The following is a 22741-nucleotide window of genomic DNA, read 5'->3' as shown; positions in this document are numbered from 1 at the left end:
ACTCACTTTGTGAAACGCTAGTCTTCAAGGACTCGCTCAAGGAACTTGAAACACTCTGTGATTTCTCAGCACTCAATGACGAACTTGTTGAGACTGACTCACTTTGTGAAACGCTAGTCTTCAAGGACTCGCTCAAGGAACTTGAAACACTCTGTGATTTCTCAGCACTCAATGACACACTTGTTGAGACTGACTCACTTTGTGAAACGCTAGTCTTCAAGGACTCACTCAAGGAACTTGAGACACTCGCTGATTTCACGGTACTCAATGACGCACTCGTTGAAACAGATTGACTTTGAGAAATACTAGTCTTCAAAGATGTACTCAAGGAACTTGAAACACTCTGTGATTTCACAGAACTCAAAGACGCACTCGTCGAAGCAGACTGCCTTGCTGACTCACTTTGACTTTGTGAAATCGATTCTTGCTTAGACTGACTGGTACTTTGCGAAACTGATTGACTGTAATCACTATCCGATAATCTCACCGCTACAACATTAGTAGTACTATCCTTATAAGTAATCGTTACCGTACCATTACTATTAACCGTATAAGACTTAATACGGTTTGCAACCTCTGGATTCAAAGCCGACACTGCCGCAATAATTTTGGTTTTATCCGAATCTGTCAAGGCAGTCAGACTTGTCACCTGAATAATGCTAGTTGGGGCCACTCCTGGTGTACGATCTGCTAAGCGTCCCTGAGTAATACGAATCTCACCCAAGCCATTTGGACGATTCATATTTGACGCATTGTCAATAGCAGCAACATTACGTTGCCATGTATTTCGAAAGGAATGATAAAGATCATCCTTCAAATGAATGGTCGTTGTAAGGGTTGCTGGATTATCAGTCGTTGCTGTAATATCACCCGTAATAGGTGCAATATTCCCTGTTCCATACTGACTGCCACCAAAGAAATTCCCGTTTAAGGCATTGTCATTTAAGTCAGCTCTTGCAACGACTTTCAATTCTTTGAGCTTGCCACTGTCATCTGTAGCCGTAAAGGTCAATACAGCGTCATCGCCTGCATAGATAGTATAGTTTTTCCCACCACCTTCAAGAGGTGTTGACTTAGGTTCCACACCATCGACAGTCAACTTAGCTGTCACTTCAGGACGTGTTCCATCCGTTACAGCCACGGAATTGCTGGCATCTGAATACACCGCATAATCACCATACATAATACGAGCTTTGGCTGTTACACTACCTGTTTGTAACTTAACTGTCGGTGTCACAACCGCCTGACCTGAAGCATCTGCCACTGCTGTTCCCACTTCGTCGTCATTATTGTATAGAACAACTGTAGAACCTGGCTCGGCTCCCGTCACCGTCACAGGTGTCTGTGTATATGCCTTATCCAATAATCTCGTTTCAACAGTTGGTGCTGCTAGTCGCTTCACTGGAGCAGTTACATCATTAGTGGTGTTATCTTTATAAGTAATTGTTACCACACCAGACGCTGATACAGAGTACTCCTTGAAGTCCTTCGAAGTTGCAATATTCGGATTAGAAGCCTTAAAAGCCTCCCAAACTTGATCTTTCTCAGCCTGAGCTAGATTACTTGTGTCATTAACAAACGTTCCCGTTGTCACAGCCGTAATCGGATTACGAATGCCATCATTTTGCGGTAAAACCTGAATACGTAATGTACGCGTCACTGATTGCCTAGCTGTATTGGTCACTACAAAAGAAAGATTATAAATTTTCCCAGGTGTCACTACTTCAGTAGCCCCAACAGTTCCAAAGATATTAAAAGCCACAGCACTATTTTTTAGTGCCGACGTCTGAGGTACGATGATGCCATTCACCCGATCACTACCAGAAGCGTAGCCTATGCTTTTAATATTATTTCGTGTAGGAATCGTTTCAACAACATTATAAGCCTGGTTAATGCTGTCCGAATTATACACTGAAATCAAAGCATTGTTAGCCGGACCTAATTTATACTGGGGTGCACGGAGATTGCTATTAGCATCAATACTAGAACCATTACGAGGATCACGCTGACCAGATGTCGCACGAAGCACCGCATTAGCAAGACTATTTCTAGCCTGACGAGCCTGAGCAATCGTAGGCGTCACATCACTGTCACGATCAGCTAGACTAACACGAATGGCATCCAGCGCTTTATCTCCCTTGAGAATAGCAGCATCCGTATTTGGCAAATCAACAGCTTGAGCTTTATAGGTATAAATGTCTAAGGCTAAATCTTTGAGATGCTTTTCTTGTTCTAAGCGCTCAGCATCAGCCACAACCGACGCGGCAAGCATACCAGTCGCAGCTTCAGACAGCTGACGATTACTCAAAACTTCAGACGTCAAGGACGCGTTTAACAAAGCAGACTCCGAGCTCACAAGATTCACGCCATCTTTAGAATCACTACTATCACTATTGCTAACTGACTGAACAGATTCGCTAGAGCTATTCTTCAAAGAGCCGCTCAACATGCTCTCAGATAAACTACGAGAAGAAGAATCCGTCTGACTTGCTGACTCCGACTTAGAGACTAAAGAATCTGACAAGGAGGCAGAAAACGAAAGACTCAGTGACAAGGATGTCGATTTTGAAGTCAATTCAGAAACTGACATCGATTGACTACGTGATAAGGACTCATTCAAAGAAGCCTCCGAATTCTGACTTGACACAGTTTCAGATAACTCTTGACTATTTACCTGACTCTCTTGAGCGCTAATTACGGACCCAATATTCCCTAGAACAACTGAATCAGATGTAGCTAAGAGATCAGCCCTAGCTCCTGCTTCACTTTCCAAAATTGGCTGATTAGTCACTTCATCCGCATGAGTCACTTGAGTCGCAACAGTCCCACCTAGTACGGCCCCCGTTGCAAGCACACCCTTTAGCAGTGTCTGACCTGAAAAAGCATGTTCATTCACCTCCACCTGTTGAGTGTTAAGAGACGGAGTATCTACACCCCCTCTAAGCACCTTAAAAAGACCAAAATTCGACATCGCTGAACGAAGCCAGTACTTTCCTGACTTAACCAGTTTAAAACGTGTCACACGCTCAGTTTCACGATATTGACCTTCATTCCTTCTAAAAAACATATCTTCTCCATTAATTCTTTGAATAAAACACTCCATTAAATTTTATCATAAAATTAAGCAAAAAATCTCATTTCGAGATTACTTTCAATCAACTTATAAATCCTTTCTCCCCTCAAAAACACTACAATAATCGAAAATCCAACATATATTAAAACTATTTGATATTTTTGGGTTAAAGTATAAAAAAATCCCTACCAATTAGGAAAACATTTCAATCGATAAGGGGATTTAATTGTCTTAGTTAGAAGATAATGAGTCACTTATGAAATCTTAGAAGTCTTCACTTTTTCTTCATCTTTCTTACGTTTGGTAAGAAAGGCCAGACCTGTAATTCCGCTTTTGATAAATTATCACACAATTACAATCAATTATTTAAGGGAAATTCTTTACATCTGTTAGTCTATTAGCTGGTATTTTTTAAGATTGTTCCTAATGAGACGAATCTTCCTTAAATCCTTTAGTACAAATTAAAAATAATTTGAGTAGTTTTCGAAAAGTCAAGATATATACTCAGAATAGTAGCAAAAAAAGGATTACTTCTGATAATCCTTTAAATACTAACTTAATGCCATGATAGCATCAATAAATAGTTTCTTTGTGAAATAACCACGACTAATGAGGTAGGCAGTATACTTGGCGTTAGCTACCATCTGTGCATACTGCTCCTTGGTACATTCTTGAACGCAACGATCTGCTTCTTCCAGACTTGAAACGACGAATCCTAGACCATGTTCTTTGATATAGTCTGCATTTGAGAGATAGTTAGGCACTACGACTGGTAGACCTGCCGCCAAGTAGGTAGAAAGTTTATAAGAAATATTCAACTTATAGTAGTCGGGTTCGTCCTCTGGTCTTTCCGAATTCCCCCAGACCAGACCAAATCCTCCCTTAGATAGTTCTAGCAAAAGCTCATGTTTATTTCGCCAGCCTTCGAGGTGGACTTTGGAATAATCCTTATCCTCTTGTTTGTCCGCATAAACATGTAGAGGGGTTGTTTGTTTCCAGTCTAGAACGTGTGGAAAGCGTGTTGGATTCCCAGCAAAAATCATCTTCTTTTGGAAGCTAGGTTGATGTAAGTCTAGGCTATGAGGCAAATCCCAAAGTTTTTGGATGATAATCTTCTCAACTGTTAGCCCTTCCTCAATTAGTCGATCACGCATCTTTTCAGATGGAACAACGATGACATCACAGAGATTGTACATGTCAATATAAGAAGACATGAGATAGTAGTTACTATCAAACATGAGAGGTGGGACATCATGGATAAACATAACGGTCTTAGCATTAACAGCCTTGAACTTACTAAGCAATCGGCTATCCCATTCACTACCATTCCATGATGGTGACTGGAAGAAAACGATATCTCCAACACTCACTCCTGCTACAACCCCATCAAGACGAGCATTCAATTCTCCAGCTGGCTCTTGGCTGCTATCATAGAAGTAAATCCCCAGTTCATTAGCACCTAGGTCTTTGACAATCTTCATGGTATCATTTTGGGCAATCAAGGCCACACTACGTGAGGACTGGCCAAATAAATTTGTAAAATGTACGCGCATGACATACTTCTTTCTGTTATATGGTATAAAATCCTCTACTTATAAGAGACAATCATAAAAATAAGTAGGAGAACAAAGAGGGCTAAGCTAATAGCCAAGGTCAACATTTTTCGAATCGGTTGGCTAGCCCAATAACTAGGTTTACCGATATTACTCGTAGCATCCGTTGAAAAAATCTGTGTCTGACGTGGTTGGATGGTCACTAGGACGATAAGGAAAACCGAAAGAATCACTGCTAGAACCATAAATACTAACATCATAGAACTACCTCAACAAACCAATGAGGGTGAAGATTAAACCGATGATGATAACAAGTCCGAGCATGATTGAAAAGCTCTTGTTGATCTTCTCTCCTCTAGTTTCTTTTTCCTTTATGATAGGCTTTTGCCTGAGTTCTTCCATACGACCTTCAACGTCACCGTAGAACAAATCTTTTTTAGACATGATTTCCTCCTAAAAGTGATTGTAAGCGGTCGACCAACTCAGAAGCAGGCAGAGTATTGGCTTGAGCTTTTTGAGCTTGCATGGCTTCTTGCATGGCTTGATTGTTGCCCAGAACCTGCTTAATTTTAGCAACCATAGCTGGATAGTCCTGACTGGCATAGATATGCTCTGGTGCTGTATAAACACGTCCATGAGCTGTTTCTGAAAAGGCCAAAATCAACAACTGATGTTCGAAGGCTGTTCGTATCGCCTTGTACAATTCATTATAATGGTTGATATCCAAGTAGAGGTCAGACTCTTGATAGAGCTTGTCCAACTGCTTGTGACTAGCGTTTGGATGGAGCACAACGTTTGAATAACGCATCATTGAGAGCAATCTTGGTGACATCTCAGTGACTGCCGCAATCTGGAAGGTCACATCAGGGAGTGACTCAACCAAGGCTTCTAAACGCTCAATTTGGTCTGAATTGGTTGCGATAAAAGCATTACGAGGTTTACCATAATTTTCCTTGAAGTCATAGGCATAGCCAAGAGACAAAATCTTATGATGTTTATCCTCTGGCGCCAAGGTCAAAGCTTTTTCATAAGTGGCCTTATCAGGAATGATGATAGCATTGGCTCTGGCTGAATTATCCTCCAAGATACCATTCATGTTACCTGGAAGGACATCACCTAGCGGCTCTTGCCAAACAAGGACATCAGTGGCACCTTTATTTTCCATAGTCCATGAGACGATGAAAGGTGTCGCCAAGCTATTAAAGATAATGTGATCGATTTCACCAAAGACCTGAGCTAGAAAGGCTTTGATAAATTCGGTTCGGTTGGTGAAACGACGAAGGGCTTGTCCTGGTAGGGTCAAGAGAATATCACTGGTGAGATGATTTTCCAAGATACGTTCGTCGCCTTCTTTGGTTTGGTAGCTGGTAAAGAGTGGCTGACCGTTCTCATCATGAGTGGTTTTGGCAAAGCAGAATCCGTATTTGTTGTAGTGGTCTACTTGGCGAATCTTTCCTGACTTGTCTAACCATTCGACACTTTTAACGATACGAGCCTTGCTACCTTCAGGGTAGGTGATGCGGGCACGTTCTTCGGTGAGATTAGACACACGCGCCATCTGATTGTTCCCTGAAATTTCCCAAAAGGCTGGCACAGGAACTTGGTTGAAAAAGCGTGGTTTGCCAATTTCCTCTACTGCTTCCACATAATAGGTGAAAGGAGAAAGAGCTCCTTGAGGGAGGAATCCATCTGGATTGATGACAACTGTTGTAGCATCGTAGCCTGCTGCCTGAAGAGAGTAAGCCAAATCCTTACTGGCTTGATTATAGTAATCACATAAGAATATCATGAGCGTACCTCCTCAAGTAACTGTTTCCAAGCTGCCTTGACTTGACTAGTCAAGAAACCTTTGGCAAAGTCATAAGATTTTTGGCGCATGGCCTCGATATTACCTTCTTCGTAGAGACGAACAATGGCATCCTTATAGGACTTGGTGATAACATCCACGACATGATTTTCAGCAACGGGGAGGAGATAACCGTTAACTCCATCTTGGATAAAGGTTTGATTTCCGTAAGGCACATCAAATCCAATCATCGGAAGTCCCGAACCAACCGCTTCCATGAGAGTGAGTCCAAAACCTTCGCTGGTTGAAGCTGTCAGATAGACCTCGTACTGGCTATAAATGTCGGTCAAATCAGCATGTCCCATGAGACGAATGTATTCTCCTGCTTGCCCTTCGACAATAATCTCACGCAACTTGGCATCCATACTACCACTACCGTAGATATCAAAAGTGATATCTGGCAGAGTCTTATGAACCTCGATAACCGCACGAACCAACCAGTCAATGTGTTTTTCCTGAGCCAATCGTGAGGCCGTAATCATTGAGAACGGCTTACGTGTCTTGTTCTGTCCGACTAATTTAGTCAAGCTTCCCACTGGAATGGTGTAGATTTTGGGATCATGGTTGGTATAGTGACGGAACTGTTCCTGCAGAATTTCCCTCTGACGATCTGTCGCCACGATAAAGAAATCAACCTTATCCGCATTGGTAAATTGGTACTCGTAATAGTTATTCCAGAGAATATAGTTGTCATCAGTTTGATTGACACTAAAGTGCTCAGCGTGAACAACGACACCTAGGCGAGCAGCCTGCGCTTCTTCAAAGACCAACTGACCAATACCTGTTTCACGGTCCAAGATGACCACATCATCCTTAGTTAGGGCCAGACGTTTGAAGAAATAGCGAAGGAATTCTTGCTTACCATAGAGAACCTGATCTGGGAAACGATAGATATCTTGATTATTGTCTCCTACAATCATGTCATAGGCTGTAGATCCATCTTCGTTATAAAAACGGCGTTGGTAAACCTTGGCTTGATTGTCCTTAGGCGCAGAATACTCACTGCAATAACGAGTGTAGGAGTAAAAATCCTTGCGCAAGAGCTTGTCATTGACAAAATAGCTGACGGTTTCCACCGCGCCTTCATCAGTGGCACGAAGGTTACATGCTACTACCATATCATCCTGTGGATAATGGTAACGAATGAGGCGACCAGCTACTTCCTTACGCTCAGGATCGGTAGGTAAGATGGCTTCGATTTCTGCTAGACTAATGGTCGATGGTGCAATCTTAACATCTGTAAAATAGCTATGGAGCCAGATGATTTCATCGTCTGAAAAATCAATCTTGCTAGTCATATGCTCGATATTATCCCCAAGGATGAGGTCCATAAAAACAAATTTTGCTTCTTGCCCCATTTCCTTGAAAATCTTAGCACGATAGGCCTGAGCATATTCGACACCACTGCTGGCCCACCCTATGCCTAAATTAATGTTATATACTGTCATAATTTCCTTATTTTATGGGAAATGGCTGATGATATCTCCTTTTTTAGTGACTTGCACCTGACTAAGGAGAAGATTACGAACCATATCCTTTCTGATTTGACGTTTCATGGCTTCGAAGCCCTTGTATGCCTCTTGGTAATATTCGACAATAGGGTTCTTTTGACTGAGTTGCTGGCTACCGATAGCCATTTGGAGTTGTTGCAGATAGTCTACCTGCTCTACCCAGTTGTCATCCACAGCCTTAAGCATGGATAGACGTTGGAAATACTCGTTAAGTTCCTTGGTTTTCAACTCCTGCTTTTTAGTATCAAGTTCACGATAGGCAAACTGATAGATGAGTTCCAAGACTTGCTCACGATTGTTGAGGTCTAAATCCTTAGGAATTTCATTGATTCGGAAGCTGATATTACGCAAGATGAAATGGTAAAGATTTTCCGCTTTTGAGAAATCTTCCTCAGTCATAGCTTGGTCGATGAAATCGTCAAGAACCTCGTCGATAACAGTGTCCAAACCTTGATTGTAGTAAATGAGACGGTCACGTTGAGCATAAATCATCTCACGTTGGATGTTCATACTTTCTGCAAATTCAAGCGTCTGACGACGTGAGGTACGATCAGAACTTTCACTAGCTTCTTGGGCTTTTTCAACCAATTTACGATACTTGCGACCTGTCAGTTCCTTAGGCTCAATGTGATCATTAATAGCATATTCTTTGTAGATACGGTGAACCCACGATGGACCGTATTTCTTAATCACGTCATCTTCAAGTGAGACGAAGAATTTAGACATACCAGGATCACCCTGACGTCCAGAACGGCCACGGATTTGCAAATCAATACGCTGACTTTCCATACGTTCGGTACCGATAACGACTAATCCACCCAGTTCAGCCACCCCCTTACCGAGCTTGATATCTGTTCCACGTCCAGCCATTGAAGTCGCAACTGTCACGGCACCCATTTGTCCAGACTCGGCGATCATCTCTGCCTCACGTGGTGCATTGTTGGCATTCAAGAGATTATGAGCAATTCCTTCACGCAAAAGCAGAGAAGAATAAAGCTCTGACATTTCCACTGAACTTACAAAAATCAAGATTGGATTGCCTTTTCCATGATAATGCTTAACATACTCTAAAGAAGCGAAGATTTTCTCTGGTAGGGTCTCATAAATCTTATCAGGGTAGTCGATACGTTGTTTCTTACGGTTGGTCGGGATTTGAATGACCTTCATACCGTAGGTGTCTAGAAATTCTTTTTCTGCCACCTTACCAGTCCCTGTCATCCCTGAAATTTTCTGGAATTTTTTAAAAAGACTTTGGTAGGTGATTGAAGCCATGGCTCTGGTTTCTTGTGACAAGGCCACTAATTCTTTGGCTTCGATAGCTTGGTGGAGTCCCCCTTGGAGCTTAGTCAATTCTAAAAGACGACCTGTTGACTTGTCAAGAAGCACTACTTCTGGCCCTTTCTTACCATCACGAATGATATAGTCCTTGTCCTTTTTATAGAGCAAGTGAGCACGAAGTGAAAAGAGCAAATGACGGGCAAAGGTGCTATTTACTTCATCGTAGAGGTTACCGATACCAAGATAGTTTTCAGCAGCCTTGGCACCCTTAGTGGTCAACCAAACTTCACCTTTTTCTTCTTTGAAGATATAATCCTCACCCTCGACCAAGGTGGTCATGAGGGTATCCATCATTCCATAATAGTTGGACTGAACACGAGGTGCACCAGAGATAATCAAGGGCGTCTGCGCACTATCCAGTAGAACAGAATCCACCTCATCGACAATGGCATAGTTAAAGGGACGCATGTATTTACCGTCTTGGTTAGAAGCAAGGTTATCAATCAAATAGTCAAAACCTAGACTGGCATTTGTCGTGTAAACGATGTCCGATTGATAGATGGCACGCTTTTCTGCTGGATCCATCTCATTACTACCTTCCACACAGGGAACACCAATCGTCAACCCTAAGAACTCATAGACCTGACCCATTTCCTCAGCGTCACGAATAGCCAAGTATTCATTAATCGTAACGAGAATAGCGCCTTCACCTGACAAAGCATTAAGGTAGACTGGCATGGTTGCCGTCAAAGTCTTCCCCTCACCCGTATTCATCTCAGCAATATGGCCCTGGTGCATGACAATGCCTCCCATGACCTGAACATCATAAGGGAACATGCCTAGCACGCGCTTATCAGCTTCACGAACAACCGCAAAGGCTTCTGGCAGGAGGTCGTCCAAGCTTTCTCCTTGAGCCAAACGCTCCTTAAATTCTTGCGTTTTATTTTTTAACTCAAGATTGGTCAAACCTGCCATTTCATCAGCTCGTCCGTTAATCTCCTTGAGTATTTCCTTAACAGAGAGAATAGGATTCAGTTGTTTAAACATTTTCTTCTCCTGTTTCTTCCAGTTTTAAGCTGTAGAAATCCAGCTCTTTGACCCCAGCACTCAATAGAGAAATACGATAGGTATAAGCCTCATGAGGATAAACAAAGGTCATTTGGGTACTTTTTTCAATTAGCTGCTTAATTTCATTGTCATAACGGTCCAAAAAGCTGACTTTCAAAAATACTGAACCTGTTGGTACAGCTTCGAGATTAGCCGTCAAGTCATAGCTATGCCCCTTTTTCAAAAGTGGGAGGGCAGGCTGGGTACGACCAGCTTGATAGTTTTGGATGGCCATCCAAGACTGGATTTCCGTTCCTGATGGCACCAAAGGATTGTAAAATTGCACAGAACCATCTTGGCGCTTAACAATTTTTGAGCCATACATGTAGGCTTTGTGGTTTAAGCCCCACAAGATTTCTGATTTCTTATTTCTGAACATTCTTACTCCTTCCTTCCAAAATCATTTTCTAAAATCATACGGTAAAAATTGACAAACCAAGTTGTCGCCGTATATGAATCGTCGTTGTGTCGACCTGATGTTCCCTTACTGAGAATCTTAGCCCCTGAGTAATAGAGGGACTTGGTAATATCCTCATAGGCCGTTGGATCCATATCCTCGTCTTTCATGTAAGAAAGACCAAAGGTCGTGTTTGCAAAATCTGCTTTTTCAAACTTATTCCAGAACTTCTGATTAAGGGCCTCAACACCCTCATTATCCAAACGTCCTGTCTGCAAATGTAAGACATCAATGCCTGTTGGAAAGACCTCTGGCGCCAAGAGTCTGGCACGATTACCGATAGTACCGACATTAGCTAGAGGTTTAGACATGATAATCGCATGAGGCTCAAAGTCCGCACCATAGTACATAGATGGGAAGGTTCCCATGGACATTCCAGAGAGAATGAGTTGACTATTGTCAAAACCTAGGTAGGCCAAGTAATGTTGGATAGTGTCCTTGATACTATTTTCAAGCTCTTCAGTCCCAATGTAAAATGCTCCACCCTGGAGGCGAGGATCTGAAAAGAGCAAAAAGGGAGTTCCCATAGCCTTCATCATCCCGAAACCTTCGAAACCTTCGGCAGGACGGAAACCTGAGAAGTAAACAGACAAAGGTGGCTTGAAATCCCCAGGATAAAAGAAATAGTTGATTTCTTGATGCTTTCTGTCGTGGAGAATACCACCTCCAAGTACAAACTTTCCAAATTGAAAACGCGTCAAACGTTGGTGGAGCCCACCAATAGTAATCTGACCTCTGCCCTTCATTTCAAGACTAGCTGACAAAAGGAAAATCCTGTCCTCATCAAGAACAATGGCTTCTTTGCGCATTTCTTCTTCTGAAATGATGTAGGTCTTGAAAATGCCTGCTACCGAACCTTCTGGCAGAAGATTGAGAATCAAGCGACACTCACAGGTATCTTCTTTTTCAAACTCCAACCAAAGCTCAATTGGGTTTTCCTTGCTGGCTCTGACATTATAGGTCCAGTCCAAGACAGGAGTAAATTCTTGACCGTAGTCGCCGTTTAAAATGACATTTTCATAACCATGGTAGGTCACTTCACCACTAAAATTGGGGTTAACTTGGGTAGTGAATGGAAACATCTTATCCCCGTATTGCCCTGAAAAGAGTGCTTTTGAAAGGGTGAAGAGCAGCTGTCCTTGATTTGAAAAATCAGTTGGAACAGCGCAGACTTCCTTGATAAACTGAGCAAGTCTCTCATCTGTCACTTCAATCGTTTGATCAAAGAAAATAGTGTGAGGAATCAAATACTCTTTAATAACCATCAATTCCTCAAGCCCCTCCAGACTGTCCACAATAACCGCTGTGAAAGCCTTGATTTCGTCTTCTTCGATGGTTTCTTGCAAGGTCTCAAGCTGACCAAGATTGCAATAGTACCATTTCATATTTTCAGGAATTTCCTGATTTTCTGACCAGTTAGAAGATCCAACTTGTAATATTTTCAGGCGATTATTCTTGGTCATCCTGCTTCTCCTTCAACCAATTCTCCCATTTTTGTACCAAACGGTCTCCCGTGTTTTCCTTAATCTTCTCAATCGAGTAGATAAGAGAACGGTTCCAGTTGTTCAATTGTCCCAAATAGTAGTAAGCCGCTTTTTCAAAATCAGACAAGTGCTTCAAGATATAACCATTCTCTTGATGGGTTACATACTCAGACGCCACACGGTTAATTTGTGGAATACCGGCACTAATTCCAGCAATCTGTGTATAACGATTAGGCTCCTTACTCAAGTCGACAATAAGGCGTGTAAATTGAAGTGACTTGATTAGAGCAGTCTCGTCTCTCAGGTCTTGGAAAGAAAATCGACTGATGATTTCCTTATTTTCCTCCAATTTATTTTCTGCACCACTACTTTCGACAACCTCTTCAAAAGCTTCTGGACTCAAACGTTCTTCAATCATTTTTTCCACTTGATTTTGCAGGCTACCAAGTTGCTCTGGATTGGCATTAAATGCTCCAAACTCAACCTTTGTCTTTGGATACTTAGCCACGAAAGCTAAAACCTGATAAATCGCCTCTAAATCCAACTGATCGAAGTCAAGCTGATAAAAGATTTTTGACTCTTTGACACGTTGACTGGTTCCCAAAGCCAAACGGGTATCGAAGGAAGCCATGTGCTTGAGCTTCTTAGCCTCTTTCGGATAGACAACCTGAAGTTGCTCCACGTAATCGTAACGATCCGCAATCATCAAGTCCACCTGTGGAAGAAAGGCCGCATAAGCATTAACTTTATCTTCCTGATTACGTTCTGCGAACCAGGTCAAAATCTTTGTATTTTCTGTTGGCAAGTGTTCAAAGAGTTGTTTGTTGTGACGCAGGTCAGACGCAATAACAAAACGGTCTGATACTTCAACCTCTTCAGCTAAGAATTTATTCAAAAATTCCCAGATAACTTCTGAAAGATCACCATAATAACTCTTTTCGAAACGGCCATCCGTACGAGGGTTGGCTACAATTCCACGTCCATCAAAGAAATGACAAAGCTGCCAGACTCCCTTGGCGTTGAGGTAGTTTCGGTAGATTGGTTGTCCCTCTTCATAATAAAGGCTACTCGAAATAAAGCCGCGGTCATCGTAAACATCTTCACGAATGATTTGATCATCCTTAAAGTAGCGAATCATGCCAATAAAACCCTCTGATCCAAATTCAACCTCGGCATAACGCTGGTGTTGGCATTGAACCACAATTGCAAATGGTGTGTAGACAAATGTAGACCCTTCTGGCCATTCCAAGTCTGTCACCTGAAGGTTTCGCATCTCTTCATCAGTAATACCTTGAATCAAATCAAAAATAGCTGTGTATCCAACTTCTAAGACATCATGACGATGTAAGAAATAACGCAAATGCGGTTGATAGGCTAAAAGTAAAAGTTGAGGTGCTAGATCTTCATCTTGAAAAATGCGAACTTGGTGCAAGCTATCATCAAATTCTATTTTTTGACGGATACGGTACCAAGGATCAATAGCAGTCTTCCAAAATTCATCCGTCTGTCCATACCAAGCTGGAATAAAATAATACATGAGTGCTCCTCCACTGCCTTCTCATCACAATACTTGAAATTGAGGGGCAGACCGATCACGCATCACCAGCCTGCCTCTCAGCCCCACGAAGGGTGAGATATTATACATTTTCAAAAAGCGGGGTGTAGGAAGTGTTAAGCTTCAAAGCCTTCATTTCCTCGTTAACATTGTAAATCATACCGCTAAAAATCAAGAAAGTACCAGGAATCATACTCAGTTGCAGGTAATCTGGATTGACCAAGATAATCAGCATTGGAGTACCTGCCATAAAAAGCATGTAAAGGGCACCAATGAAACCAAATCTAAGCACCAAATGGTTGATATAGTCACTGGTTTCTTGGCCTGGATAAACACCGTAGATGTACTCACCTGACTTGCGCATACGTTCTGAGATTTGCTCGCCAGAGACATTAACAAAGGCAAAGGCTAACCCTAGAACGAATAGCATGATCAGATAAACAACCAACCAAAGAGGTTGACCGACCGTCAAGGACTTGGTAGCCTCACTAGCCCACTTATTCTCAGGATGCATAAACTGAATCAGCATAAAGACATACTGTGGAATGCTGACCAGGGACATGGCATACATGAAAGGCATCCCCCCGGCTGGATTCAACATAATATCCAAGTAAGAGTACTGTTTAAATCGGTTATGAATATTGATTTTATTGATTGGGATACGATATCTAGCCCTCTGCACAATCCCTGAAACATAGAGGAAAATCAAACTGAATAGAATCAGAGGAAGTAAGACATCCCAACCGATACCTAACTTTTCAATACTATCCATGATTTGATAAGGCAGATTGGCCATCATACTTGCCATCAAGATGACAATGGAGCCTCCAATCCCAAAGAGGGAGTTGAGGTCTGATAGCCAAACCAAGAAAAAGGTCCCAGAAATCAATAAAATGGTATTCATGAAAACGGCGAGACCGCCATTAACCCCAGAAACGATAGGTAGGTTTAAGGACACTGCCAGAGATTGGACCAGGGCAATTGCTAGGGTCAAGTACATTCTTCTACGTTCCTGAATCTCGACGGGAAGATTTTTTAAGCCCATTTTCTTAGAAAAAGAAAACATCTGCCAGAGAATCATTGCTGACATCCAGGGTGACAAGCCTACTGAAAAAAGAGACACAGAGCTGAGGTTTCCACCCATCATGGCACTAGAAAAACCCAAGGAACCCATGGCTCCCCCAAAGATAGTTGCATTTTTCAAATCCACAAACGGTAGAACCAAGCGATTTCCTAAACAATAAATAAAGAGGAAAAAGACGGTCCATAACACACGTTTGGTGATTATCGATTGACCAATTTTTTTCACTGTTACTCCTACTTCCTGCCCTATAGACAGACTAATATTTTTCGTTAGAAATGAGACATAAACTAAATTTCAGACCACTTATCCAAATAAAGGATTATAGGCTCTTCTTACGCATCTGGCGGATGGTCTCAGCCATCTCTTTCCAACGATCTCTTGAGTAGGTCTGTTGGTTATGCTTGGTCGACTTGAGGTCCTCAAATCCTAAAATTGGTTTATTTTCAAACCTAAAGGCATCAAGAATTTCCACTACTTTTCTGCCTGGATTGATATCCAAAAGCAGGTCACTAGTACGCACCAATTCCAAATCTAGCCCATTTAAACCTGCAATGTCTGAGTAAACCGTCACATTTGGATAGGTAATCAATTGGGCCAATTTGTCTGACACATGCTGGCGTGAGGCAATTTTAAATTGTACCTTAGGAAGAGCCGAGATTAGATCCGTCAAATGAGGGATTTCTGAAATGTTGGTGTAAACTAAACATGTAAATGGACGACCCTTAGGATAAACCATGTCCTCTGAAAGTGGCAATAAGGAAGCATTTCCAGCTACTTCAGACCAATCCATTTGGGCATAAAACCACCAGACCTCCCGATAAGCTTGGCAAGCCAAAGGTAACCAGGGCTTACGGTGTGAATCATAGTGTAGAACCTTAGGATAGTCTTGACCATTTGGCAAATGGTAACCAGCTAGACTGGACTTGGTCACAGCATAGTTGTTGTCAAAAGACAAAGCCAACCAGTTGTTACGAAAAACCATATTAAGAATTGACTGCTCCGCAAATGGTACCTTATCATGCCATTCGCTAGTCATGTCAATAAGGTGACATCTCATATTGAACTGCTTCCAATAAGCCATATCAATCACCATGAAGCTAGCATCAAACATCTTCTGACGATTCTGAACTTGAATGGCATAGTCACGTACAGCAGCCAAAGGACGGCCTTGCAAATCAAGGGTAAAGAGATCTTCTAGAGAACCAGTAACCACCATATCACTATCCAAATAAAGAGCTCTCTCCTCAGATACAAAGTCCGTCACAAAATAGCGTAGATAGCTAGCATAGTTACCATTGGTCTTGTATTGCTTGATGTGACTACTATCTACACGACAGTTGATCACTTCACTGCCAAAAGCAGCTAGATGACGGTTGAGCCCCCTAAACCACTCTTGAGAGAAATCATCGTTAATCAAGTAAAAACGAATGTTGCGATGATGGAAAACGATAGATTTTATGGTTGTAAGCACTTGGTCAACATAGGCATAGTTAGCTGCTAGGACAATAGCATGCTTTTTAGTCTCATAACGTTGAGGAGCCAAGCTCAAAACTTGGAATTTTTCCTGAATTGAGCGATAGGCTTCAGAATCTGTGAGACCTTGTTCTTCCACATTTTTCAAGCAGGCCTCTAGCATCTGACGATAGGTAACCATGTATTTTTCCAGAGGGAAACCATGGCTAGCAACAATAGCCAAGCGTTCCTCCATGGCATAAACCAAAGTCATCATCCAATCTTGCATCCAAGTCGCCGGTGGCATCTCTGGACTCTCACGGTAAACATAAAGTCCCTTATTGAGATAAACCGTACGGTCACTCATGAGATAGGCCTTAAGGTTGAAAAAGCCATCTTCTCCTGCATGCTCTTTTGGGAAAAGTAAGTCATTAAACAAGGAACGTTTGTAGAGTTTTCCAGTGGCTGAGATCAGAGCAATATTGATGTTATTGCTTTCTTCAAAGAGTCCATCAATAATCTGAGCGGGTGAATAGACCTGTTCGTAATAATCTTCATCCTTGATATAAACATAAAAGAGATCTTCCGATTCCTTATAAACACTGTAATTAGCTACTGCGATATCTGCCTTGTGAACTTGAAGTGCCTTATAAAGCTCCTCTAGATAGGTTGACTCTACCCAATCCTCAGCGTCCACATAGGTTACGTAAGCTCCCTTAGCCTGACGAATACCAATATGGCGAGCATCTGAAAGCCCTCCATTATTCTTTTTAAAATAGAGGATACGAGAATCCCTAGCGGCATAACTACGGCAAATGTCATCACTATTGTCTATTGAGCCATAATTGATAAGGATGATTTCAATATTTTGATAGGTCTGACCCAAGACACTGTCTAGACAGGTCTGGAGTTGATTTTCTACATTGTAAACGGGAATAATTACGGAAATTTTTTCTGTCATTTTTTCTTATTTTTTTCTAGCTAGTGCATTTTCCTGTCTCAAACTTTCATAAGATATCAAGACTGTAAACACATTCTATACACTTTTTCCTTGATTTTATAGAGACACAACTATACTAAATTATAACATAGCATCACTTAATTTTCTAATAAATTAACATTTTCAATAAGAGGACAAACTAATTTCCTTTTATTTTCAGAAAAAAACTGATAGTTAGGAAAATTGAGATATGTAGATAGAAGAAGAGATAACTCCGATGAGAAACTATTTCTTAGAACGATTAAAATGTTTTGACGAGAATTCTTAACACCTTAACTCATCTCACCCTTTATCCACAATCTTAATACGGCTACTGCCATCATGCGACTTGATGATGGCTAGTTGTTGGGCGATGCCTTCTTTCATGTCGTCCACGTGACTGATGACACCGACCATGCGGTTTTCACCGATTTGTTCCAGAACAGCGATGGCCTTGGTCAAGGCTTCCTTATCCAGTGATCCAAATCCTTCATCGATGAAGAGAGCTTCAATAACAGCCCCCTTGCTGGTATTTTGCACCACTTCTGAGAGAGATAGGGCAATAGCCAGTGCGGCGATAAAGGTTTCACCACCTGACAAGGATTTGACGGAACGCTCGCTACCTGTCAACTGATCATAGACGTTGATATCTAAACCAAAGTGATCACGCGCCCTACGTCCTTCCTCGCTCAAGACAAAGGAATAGCGATTATCCGTTAAGAGACCGATGTAGTTGGCATTGGCATAATCCAAGATTTGTTGGAAATACTGACGGATAACATAGACTTCCAGATTAAGACGACCAGTCAGAGCCGTATTTTCTCCCTTAACCACCTTGACCAAATCACTGAGCTCTTGGTGGACCTTGAAGGCATCTAGGTTGCTATCTTGAAGGGTTTTAGCCGCTTGGTAAGTAGCCGTTGCATCCTTAAGGCCCTTCTTCATGACAGAAACCTGAGCGAGCTGCTTGTCATAGTTTTCCTGACAAGCCTGTACTTCTTGCGCTAGACTATCTAGATCGGGTTGTTCTTTATTTTGGAGAAGCTCTTGTCCCTTACAAATCTGCGCCTGTAACTCTTGTTTGAGAGTTGCATAAGTCGTTAATTTGGCTTGAAGCATAGGAATAGCTTGATTATTTACTTCAAGAAGCCAGAGTTCGACCTGCTCTAAGTCATTGGTGAGGGCCCCTTCAGCCTTGATACTTTGCTCTAATTCAGCAGATAACCGCTTAACGTCTTGTTCTAACTTCTCTTTAGACTTAGTTATACTCTCAAGCTGCCCTTTGATTTCTCTAATATCGGCATGAAGTTGGTTATAGACCTCACCATTCTCCTTGACCTGCTTCTCATAAAGAGCCAATTCCTGCTTAGCATGTGCAATACGATTTTGATAAACCTCAACAGACTCAAGCTCCGGATGAGCTTCTTGTAAATCCCTTAGGCGTTCCTTAGATTGTTCCAGCACTGCCTTAGCCTCTTGATAGGTTTTAGCCGATTTTGTCAATTTTTCCTGAGCTTTACCTATCTCATCCTGATATCGGACACAATCGTCCTCTTCCTTATCAAAGCGTTTTTGTAACTTTTGATAATACTTCTTAACCTTCAGGAGTAGGGCTTGCCCACGGTCAGCTTCATAGTGCTCTGAAAAATCAAACTCAAACCGTCCCTTAACTTGCTCTTCTAATTCTTGATAGTGCTTTTCAAGAGTTACCTTGACTTTAGTCACTTGATCAAGCAAATCTTGACGTTTAGATTCAACTTCGCTCAAGGTAGCCTGACGATTTGACACAGTAGCGACTTGCTTTTCCTTTTGAACTTGAAGCTTCTCCACCTGATCCATGAGATTTTTCAAAGCCACTTCATCAGCTTGTGCTCCACCAACATTAGGGTGTTCCAGGGCACCACAAACCATACAAGGCTGTCCTTCTTCTAACTCTGCTTGCAGTTGGGCAATCATGAGTTGACGGCGTGAAGCCAAAGTCGTTCTTAGCTTCTCCTCCAATTCTTTGAGGCTTTCTTGAGCTTGGTCAATATCAAAAGATAGCGTTTGACGACGTTTTTCGGTCTTTATCAAATCCTCATTCAGACTCTCTATTTCATTTAGGTCTTGAGCCAGTTGATTCTCCACGCTGTAGCCCACAGACTGGAGGAGTTTTTCGGCCTCATGTAAGCTATCTAAACTAAGACGATTAACCTCCAAGTCTGACAAGGACTTGTTAAGAATCTCAATCTCTTTCCTAGCCTGCTGATAGGTTTCTTCCAACTGCTTGTAGTTAGTAGTTGAACCTTTGATTTTCTCCTGCTCTTGGGCAAGACTCTGAGCATAGATAATATCCTCTTTCCACGCTCCCAGTTTCTCTTCTTTTTGAAGAAAATCCTCAGATTGAACTGCGAGTTCCTCTTTTTGAGCCTTAACGTCCTCAAACGCCTGACGCCTTTCACTTAATACTTCTTGAGCAATTTCAAGATCCTGCTCTAATTGTATCAACTGTTTCTGATATTGCTTCAAGCTACTAATGGTTTCTTGTAATCCTTGAGCAAACTGTAATTCCTCCAGATGCACTTTTGCCTCTGCCTGTCCCTGAGCTCCCTCCTCAATTTCCAGACGGTAACGCTCCTTGGCTTGCTCCACTTCTTGGAAAATCTTTGCCAAATCTTGGGCAGTTTGCAAGCTCTTCTGCAGTTTTGCCAAATCCTCATGGGCATCCTTCAAGATGATTTTTTGCTTCGTAACATTTTCTTGACGCTGAATCAAAAACTCTTCAAGACGTGTCAATTTTTCAGAGGCTGGTGTTTGCTCCAAGACTGCTAATTCTTCCTCAGACCACACCTGACTGGCAAAATGACCATCTAGCTGAGCCTGACGCTTTTCCATATCCTTATTACTCTGACGAAAACGCTCTTCCAAGCTCTTTTGAAAATGGTCAAAAATACCCGTTCCAAAGATTTTCTTTAAAATTTGAGTCTTGGTCTTAGAATCTTCTTTCAAGAAACGGCTGAAATCATTTTGTGGAAGGAGAATAATCTGTTTGAACTGCTCAGCATTGAGCCCCAAAATCTGCTCAATCTGGTCACTCACTTCCTTGATCTTATCCCCAAGCTTTTCAATTTCCTGACCACCAATCTTATCCACAATGACTAGAGAAGCCGTCGCTTTTTGAATGGTCGTACCACCGCCCCGCTTGGCCCTCTCTTGCTGGAGAACTCGCTCAATGCGATAAAGGTGGTTGCCTTGTTGAAAATAGAAAGTCACCTTGGTCAAATCATCTTCTGGACCAGCGAAGGTTGACCGCATCTCCTCGACATTACGATCACCACTGGTCGTAGCAAACAAGGCAACAGTCATGGCATCAAAGAGTGTACTCTTACCAGCCCCTGTGTCCCCTCCAATCAAAAAGAGGGGAGCATGGTCAAACTGGGTGAAATTGATGAATTCCTTACGATAAGGTCCAAAATTGGTCAATTCTAACTGGACTGGCCTCATTGTCCACTCCTTCCAATCTCCTCAAAAATACTTTCCACAAGGGTAGTTTGTCTCTCAGACAAGACATCGCCCCCAGTCACTGTCTGGTAAAAATCAGAGACAATTTCCTGAGGCGACTGCATTTCCAAATCTTTTAAGTGCTGATCAACGGTCAGGTTTTCTTCCCTAACATCACCAAGACGGCTGAAAGTAATTTCTACAATGTCTATCCCATAAATTTCTTCCAAACGGGCACGCACATTGATGCCCTCCAATTCCTTACGATTGGACAATTGAATATCAAAGGCAAACCAAGCCTTTTGACAAGGTTGTTCCTTATAAAATTCGGGTGACATCAAGGTTTCAAAAGACGCCTGCAAGGCCAAAATCGGTCGTTTGACTTCTAGAGGATGGAAGGTCTGGGACAAGTTACCAGTCGCATCCAATTCAACAATATAGACACCCTTCTCTTCCTTTCGCTTGGCTTCTTTGATGTTAAATGCGACCGGACTGCCTGAATATTGCACGCGCTGAGTCGGACTGGCAAAGCGCGTATGGATATGCCCCAAGGCCACATAATCGAAAGCCTTGAAAAGGTCACTGGTCACATTGGTGAGCCCACCCACCGTATTACTGGTTTCAGACAACATCAATTCTCGAAGACCTTGACCATCGCTATCATCCTTCTTAGAAACTGCAAAATGCGTCACCAAGACATGAGCTTTGTCAGGATCAAAAGCTTTTTCCATATCCTCAAGAATGTAGGTCAAGGCATCACCAATCCCCTGAATTTCCTTTTCCTCATCATCCTTATAGTAAATACGAGCATCAATAGGATCGATAAAAGGCAGCAGGAAAATCTGGCAATTCTCCAACTCAATAGGCTCAAAAGCCTCCTCCAAACGTGTACTTAAATGAAGGCCCTGATGTTGAAAGAAGTCACGCCCAAAATGTAAACGTTCAGCCCCATCGTGATTACCACTGATCGCATAGACAGGAATCTGCTCCTCCAGTACCAAGCGGGCCAAGGTCTTATTAAAAAGCTTAATCGCATCCACAGGAGGCACCGCACGGTCATAGAGGTCCCCAGCAATGATAACCCCATCCACTTTTTCGCTAATAGCAAAATCCACAATTTGTTGAAAAGCCCACTCCTGCTCCTCCAACAAAGACCAGCCATTGAGGGTTCGTCCTACATGCCAATCTGACGTATGTAAAAACTTCATGACAACCTCCTCATTCATTTTGTCTTACTCTATTGTACCTTATCAAGCTAAATACTGCTTAAAAGTTTCACAGGCTTTGATAGTTTTCCCGTTTTTTAGCTGTAAAGACCAAAAAATCTCTCCCAAGCTATCCTGTACTGAACTCAAAAAGTTAGACAATTTATGTAAGCAAAGGATTTAGTTCTGTATTGCACAGGATTGAGTCCTTTTAGTTTTACCTTAATGCGTTTGTTGTAGTAATCAATATAGTCTAGACTACCCTGCATCAATTGGTTAAGTAATTTAAATACCTCTAACCAAGAAAATCAATATTATCTATTCTTTTAATTAACTTTTATAGATTCTAAGCATTATCATATAGGTTGGTACTAGTGCACATCTTGTATTTTAGGCAATAATATTTACTCACTTTTCGTTATTGTCAGTACCGATCCTTTTTAAATTTTTCACTATGAAAACCTAAAAACAATCCGAACCCTAAGGGCTCCTGACTTTACTTTATTCTAGTCCTTTTTATCCGTAGCTTGTTAGCTGACTTGGAACTAGGCATGTAGTATTTACTATTTCCCTACTTGAGATTTTTTATAAGTCACATGCACTATTCCATCTGAACGAATGGTATGATTCTTATTTATTTTAGAGAAACACCGGTAATAGCTAATTCCTATCTTAAA

The 22741-nt window shown here is 41.9% G+C and carries 14 protein-coding genes and 1 pseudogene; all 15 read right to left on the bottom strand.

What is annotated here, in order from left to right; translation table 11 throughout:
- On the bottom strand, positions 1–3067 hold a 3067-nt coding region (locus HMPREF9425_RS10215; protein WP_037621657.1), incomplete at its 3' end, for an accessory Sec-dependent serine-rich glycoprotein adhesin.
- Between the two features lie 557 nt (positions 3068–3624).
- Positions 3625–4626 carry a sugar transferase gene (locus HMPREF9425_RS03090; protein WP_003094565.1) on the bottom strand — a complete coding sequence of 334 codons (1002 nt, stop codon included), beginning with the start codon at positions 4624–4626 and terminating at the stop codon, positions 3625–3627.
- Between the two features lie 35 nt (positions 4627–4661).
- Positions 4662–4886 carry an accessory Sec system protein Asp5 gene (gene asp5, locus HMPREF9425_RS03085; protein ID WP_003096674.1) on the bottom strand — a complete coding sequence of 75 codons (225 nt, stop codon included), beginning with the start codon at positions 4884–4886 and terminating at the stop codon, positions 4662–4664.
- A gap of 4 nt (positions 4887–4890) precedes the next feature.
- A complete protein-coding gene (asp4, locus tag HMPREF9425_RS03080) occupies positions 4891–5070 on the bottom strand; it encodes an accessory Sec system protein Asp4 (protein ID WP_003093671.1) in 180 nt (59 codons plus the stop codon).
- Complete coding sequence (gene gtfB / locus HMPREF9425_RS03075; protein WP_003096672.1) at positions 5063–6415, bottom strand: accessory Sec system glycosylation chaperone GtfB; 1353 nt, start codon at positions 6413–6415, stop codon at positions 5063–5065. The genes asp4 and gtfB overlap by 8 nt, the downstream gene beginning before the upstream one ends.
- Positions 6412–7920, bottom strand: a complete 1509-nt coding sequence (gtfA, locus tag HMPREF9425_RS03070; protein ID WP_003093330.1) for an accessory Sec system glycosyltransferase GtfA — start codon at positions 7918–7920, stop codon at positions 6412–6414. Before gtfA ends, gtfB begins: the two co-directional genes overlap by 4 nt.
- 12 nt (positions 7921–7932) lie before the next feature.
- Positions 7933–10308: an accessory Sec system translocase SecA2 gene (gene secA2 / locus HMPREF9425_RS03065; RefSeq protein ID WP_003096671.1), complete on the bottom strand. Its 2376-nt coding sequence runs from the start codon at positions 10306–10308 to the stop codon at positions 7933–7935.
- On the bottom strand, positions 10301–10747 hold the full coding sequence (gene asp3 / locus HMPREF9425_RS03060) for an accessory Sec system protein Asp3 (RefSeq protein ID WP_003093729.1): 447 nt from the start codon (positions 10745–10747) through the stop codon (positions 10301–10303). Before asp3 ends, secA2 begins: the two co-directional genes overlap by 8 nt.
- A gap of 2 nt (positions 10748–10749) precedes the next feature.
- Positions 10750–12288, bottom strand: a complete 1539-nt coding sequence (gene asp2 / locus HMPREF9425_RS03055; RefSeq protein WP_003094785.1) for an accessory Sec system protein Asp2 — start codon at positions 12286–12288, stop codon at positions 10750–10752.
- Positions 12275–13846 (bottom strand): accessory Sec system protein Asp1, encoded by a 1572-nt coding sequence (gene asp1, locus HMPREF9425_RS03050; protein ID WP_003094557.1) that lies wholly within the window; start codon positions 13844–13846, stop codon positions 12275–12277. The genes asp2 and asp1 overlap by 14 nt, the downstream gene beginning before the upstream one ends.
- Positions 13847–13946: 100 nt before the next feature.
- The gene (secY2, locus tag HMPREF9425_RS03045) at positions 13947–15173 is read right to left on the bottom strand and encodes an accessory Sec system protein translocase subunit SecY2 (protein WP_003093487.1); all 1227 of its coding nucleotides are present in this window, start codon (positions 15171–15173) and stop codon (positions 13947–13949) included.
- 94 nt (positions 15174–15267) lie between these two features.
- Positions 15268–17361 (bottom strand): glycosyltransferase, encoded by a 2094-nt coding sequence (locus tag HMPREF9425_RS03040; RefSeq protein ID WP_003093361.1) that lies wholly within the window; start codon positions 17359–17361, stop codon positions 15268–15270.
- A gap of 321 nt (positions 17362–17682) precedes the next feature.
- Positions 17683–20862, bottom strand: a complete 3180-nt coding sequence (locus tag HMPREF9425_RS03035) for an SbcC/MukB-like Walker B domain-containing protein (protein WP_003096668.1) — start codon at positions 20860–20862, stop codon at positions 17683–17685.
- A complete protein-coding gene (locus HMPREF9425_RS03030) occupies positions 20859–22067 on the bottom strand; it encodes an exonuclease SbcCD subunit D (RefSeq protein ID WP_037621386.1) in 1209 nt (402 codons plus the stop codon). Before HMPREF9425_RS03030 ends, HMPREF9425_RS03035 begins: the two co-directional genes overlap by 4 nt.
- A gap of 143 nt (positions 22068–22210) precedes the next feature.
- Positions 22211–22354 (bottom strand): annotated as a pseudogene (locus tag HMPREF9425_RS09280) (IS3 family transposase); the annotation flags it as partial.
- Positions 22355–22741 lie beyond the last annotated feature (387 nt).

It is taken from the genome of Streptococcus vestibularis ATCC 49124 (assembly GCF_000188295.1).
GTDB lineage: Bacteria > Bacillota > Bacilli > Lactobacillales > Streptococcaceae > Streptococcus > Streptococcus vestibularis.
This window is presented reverse-complemented; position numbering and strand designations above follow the sequence as displayed.

Excerpts from the sequence above, each read along its gene's own strand:
- HMPREF9425_RS03090 (WP_003094565.1), bottom strand. The coding sequence starts at position 4,626 with ATGCGCGTACATTTTACAAATTTATTTGGCCAGTCCTCACGTAGTGTG.
- asp5 (WP_003096674.1), bottom strand. The coding sequence starts at position 4,886 with ATGATGTTAGTATTTATGGTTCTAGCAGTGATTCTTTCGGTTTTCCTT.
- asp4 (WP_003093671.1), bottom strand. The coding sequence starts at position 5,070 with ATGTCTAAAAAAGATTTGTTCTACGGTGACGTTGAAGGTCGTATGGAA.
- gtfB (WP_003096672.1), bottom strand. The coding sequence starts at position 6,415 with ATGATATTCTTATGTGATTACTATAATCAAGCCAGTAAGGATTTGGCT.
- gtfA (WP_003093330.1), bottom strand. The coding sequence starts at position 7,920 with ATGACAGTATATAACATTAATTTAGGCATAGGGTGGGCCAGCAGTGGT.
- secA2 (WP_003096671.1), bottom strand. The coding sequence starts at position 10,308 with ATGTTTAAACAACTGAATCCTATTCTCTCTGTTAAGGAAATACTCAAG.
- asp3 (WP_003093729.1), bottom strand. The coding sequence starts at position 10,747 with ATGTTCAGAAATAAGAAATCAGAAATCTTGTGGGGCTTAAACCACAAA.
- asp2 (WP_003094785.1), bottom strand. The coding sequence starts at position 12,288 with ATGACCAAGAATAATCGCCTGAAAATATTACAAGTTGGATCTTCTAAC.
- asp1 (WP_003094557.1), bottom strand. The coding sequence starts at position 13,846 with ATGTATTATTTTATTCCAGCTTGGTATGGACAGACGGATGAATTTTGG.
- HMPREF9425_RS03040 (WP_003093361.1), bottom strand. The coding sequence starts at position 17,361 with ATGACAGAAAAAATTTCCGTAATTATTCCCGTTTACAATGTAGAAAAT.
- HMPREF9425_RS03035 (WP_003096668.1), bottom strand. The coding sequence starts at position 20,862 with ATGAGGCCAGTCCAGTTAGAATTGACCAATTTTGGACCTTATCGTAAG.
- HMPREF9425_RS03030 (WP_037621386.1), bottom strand. The coding sequence starts at position 22,067 with ATGAAGTTTTTACATACGTCAGATTGGCATGTAGGACGAACCCTCAAT.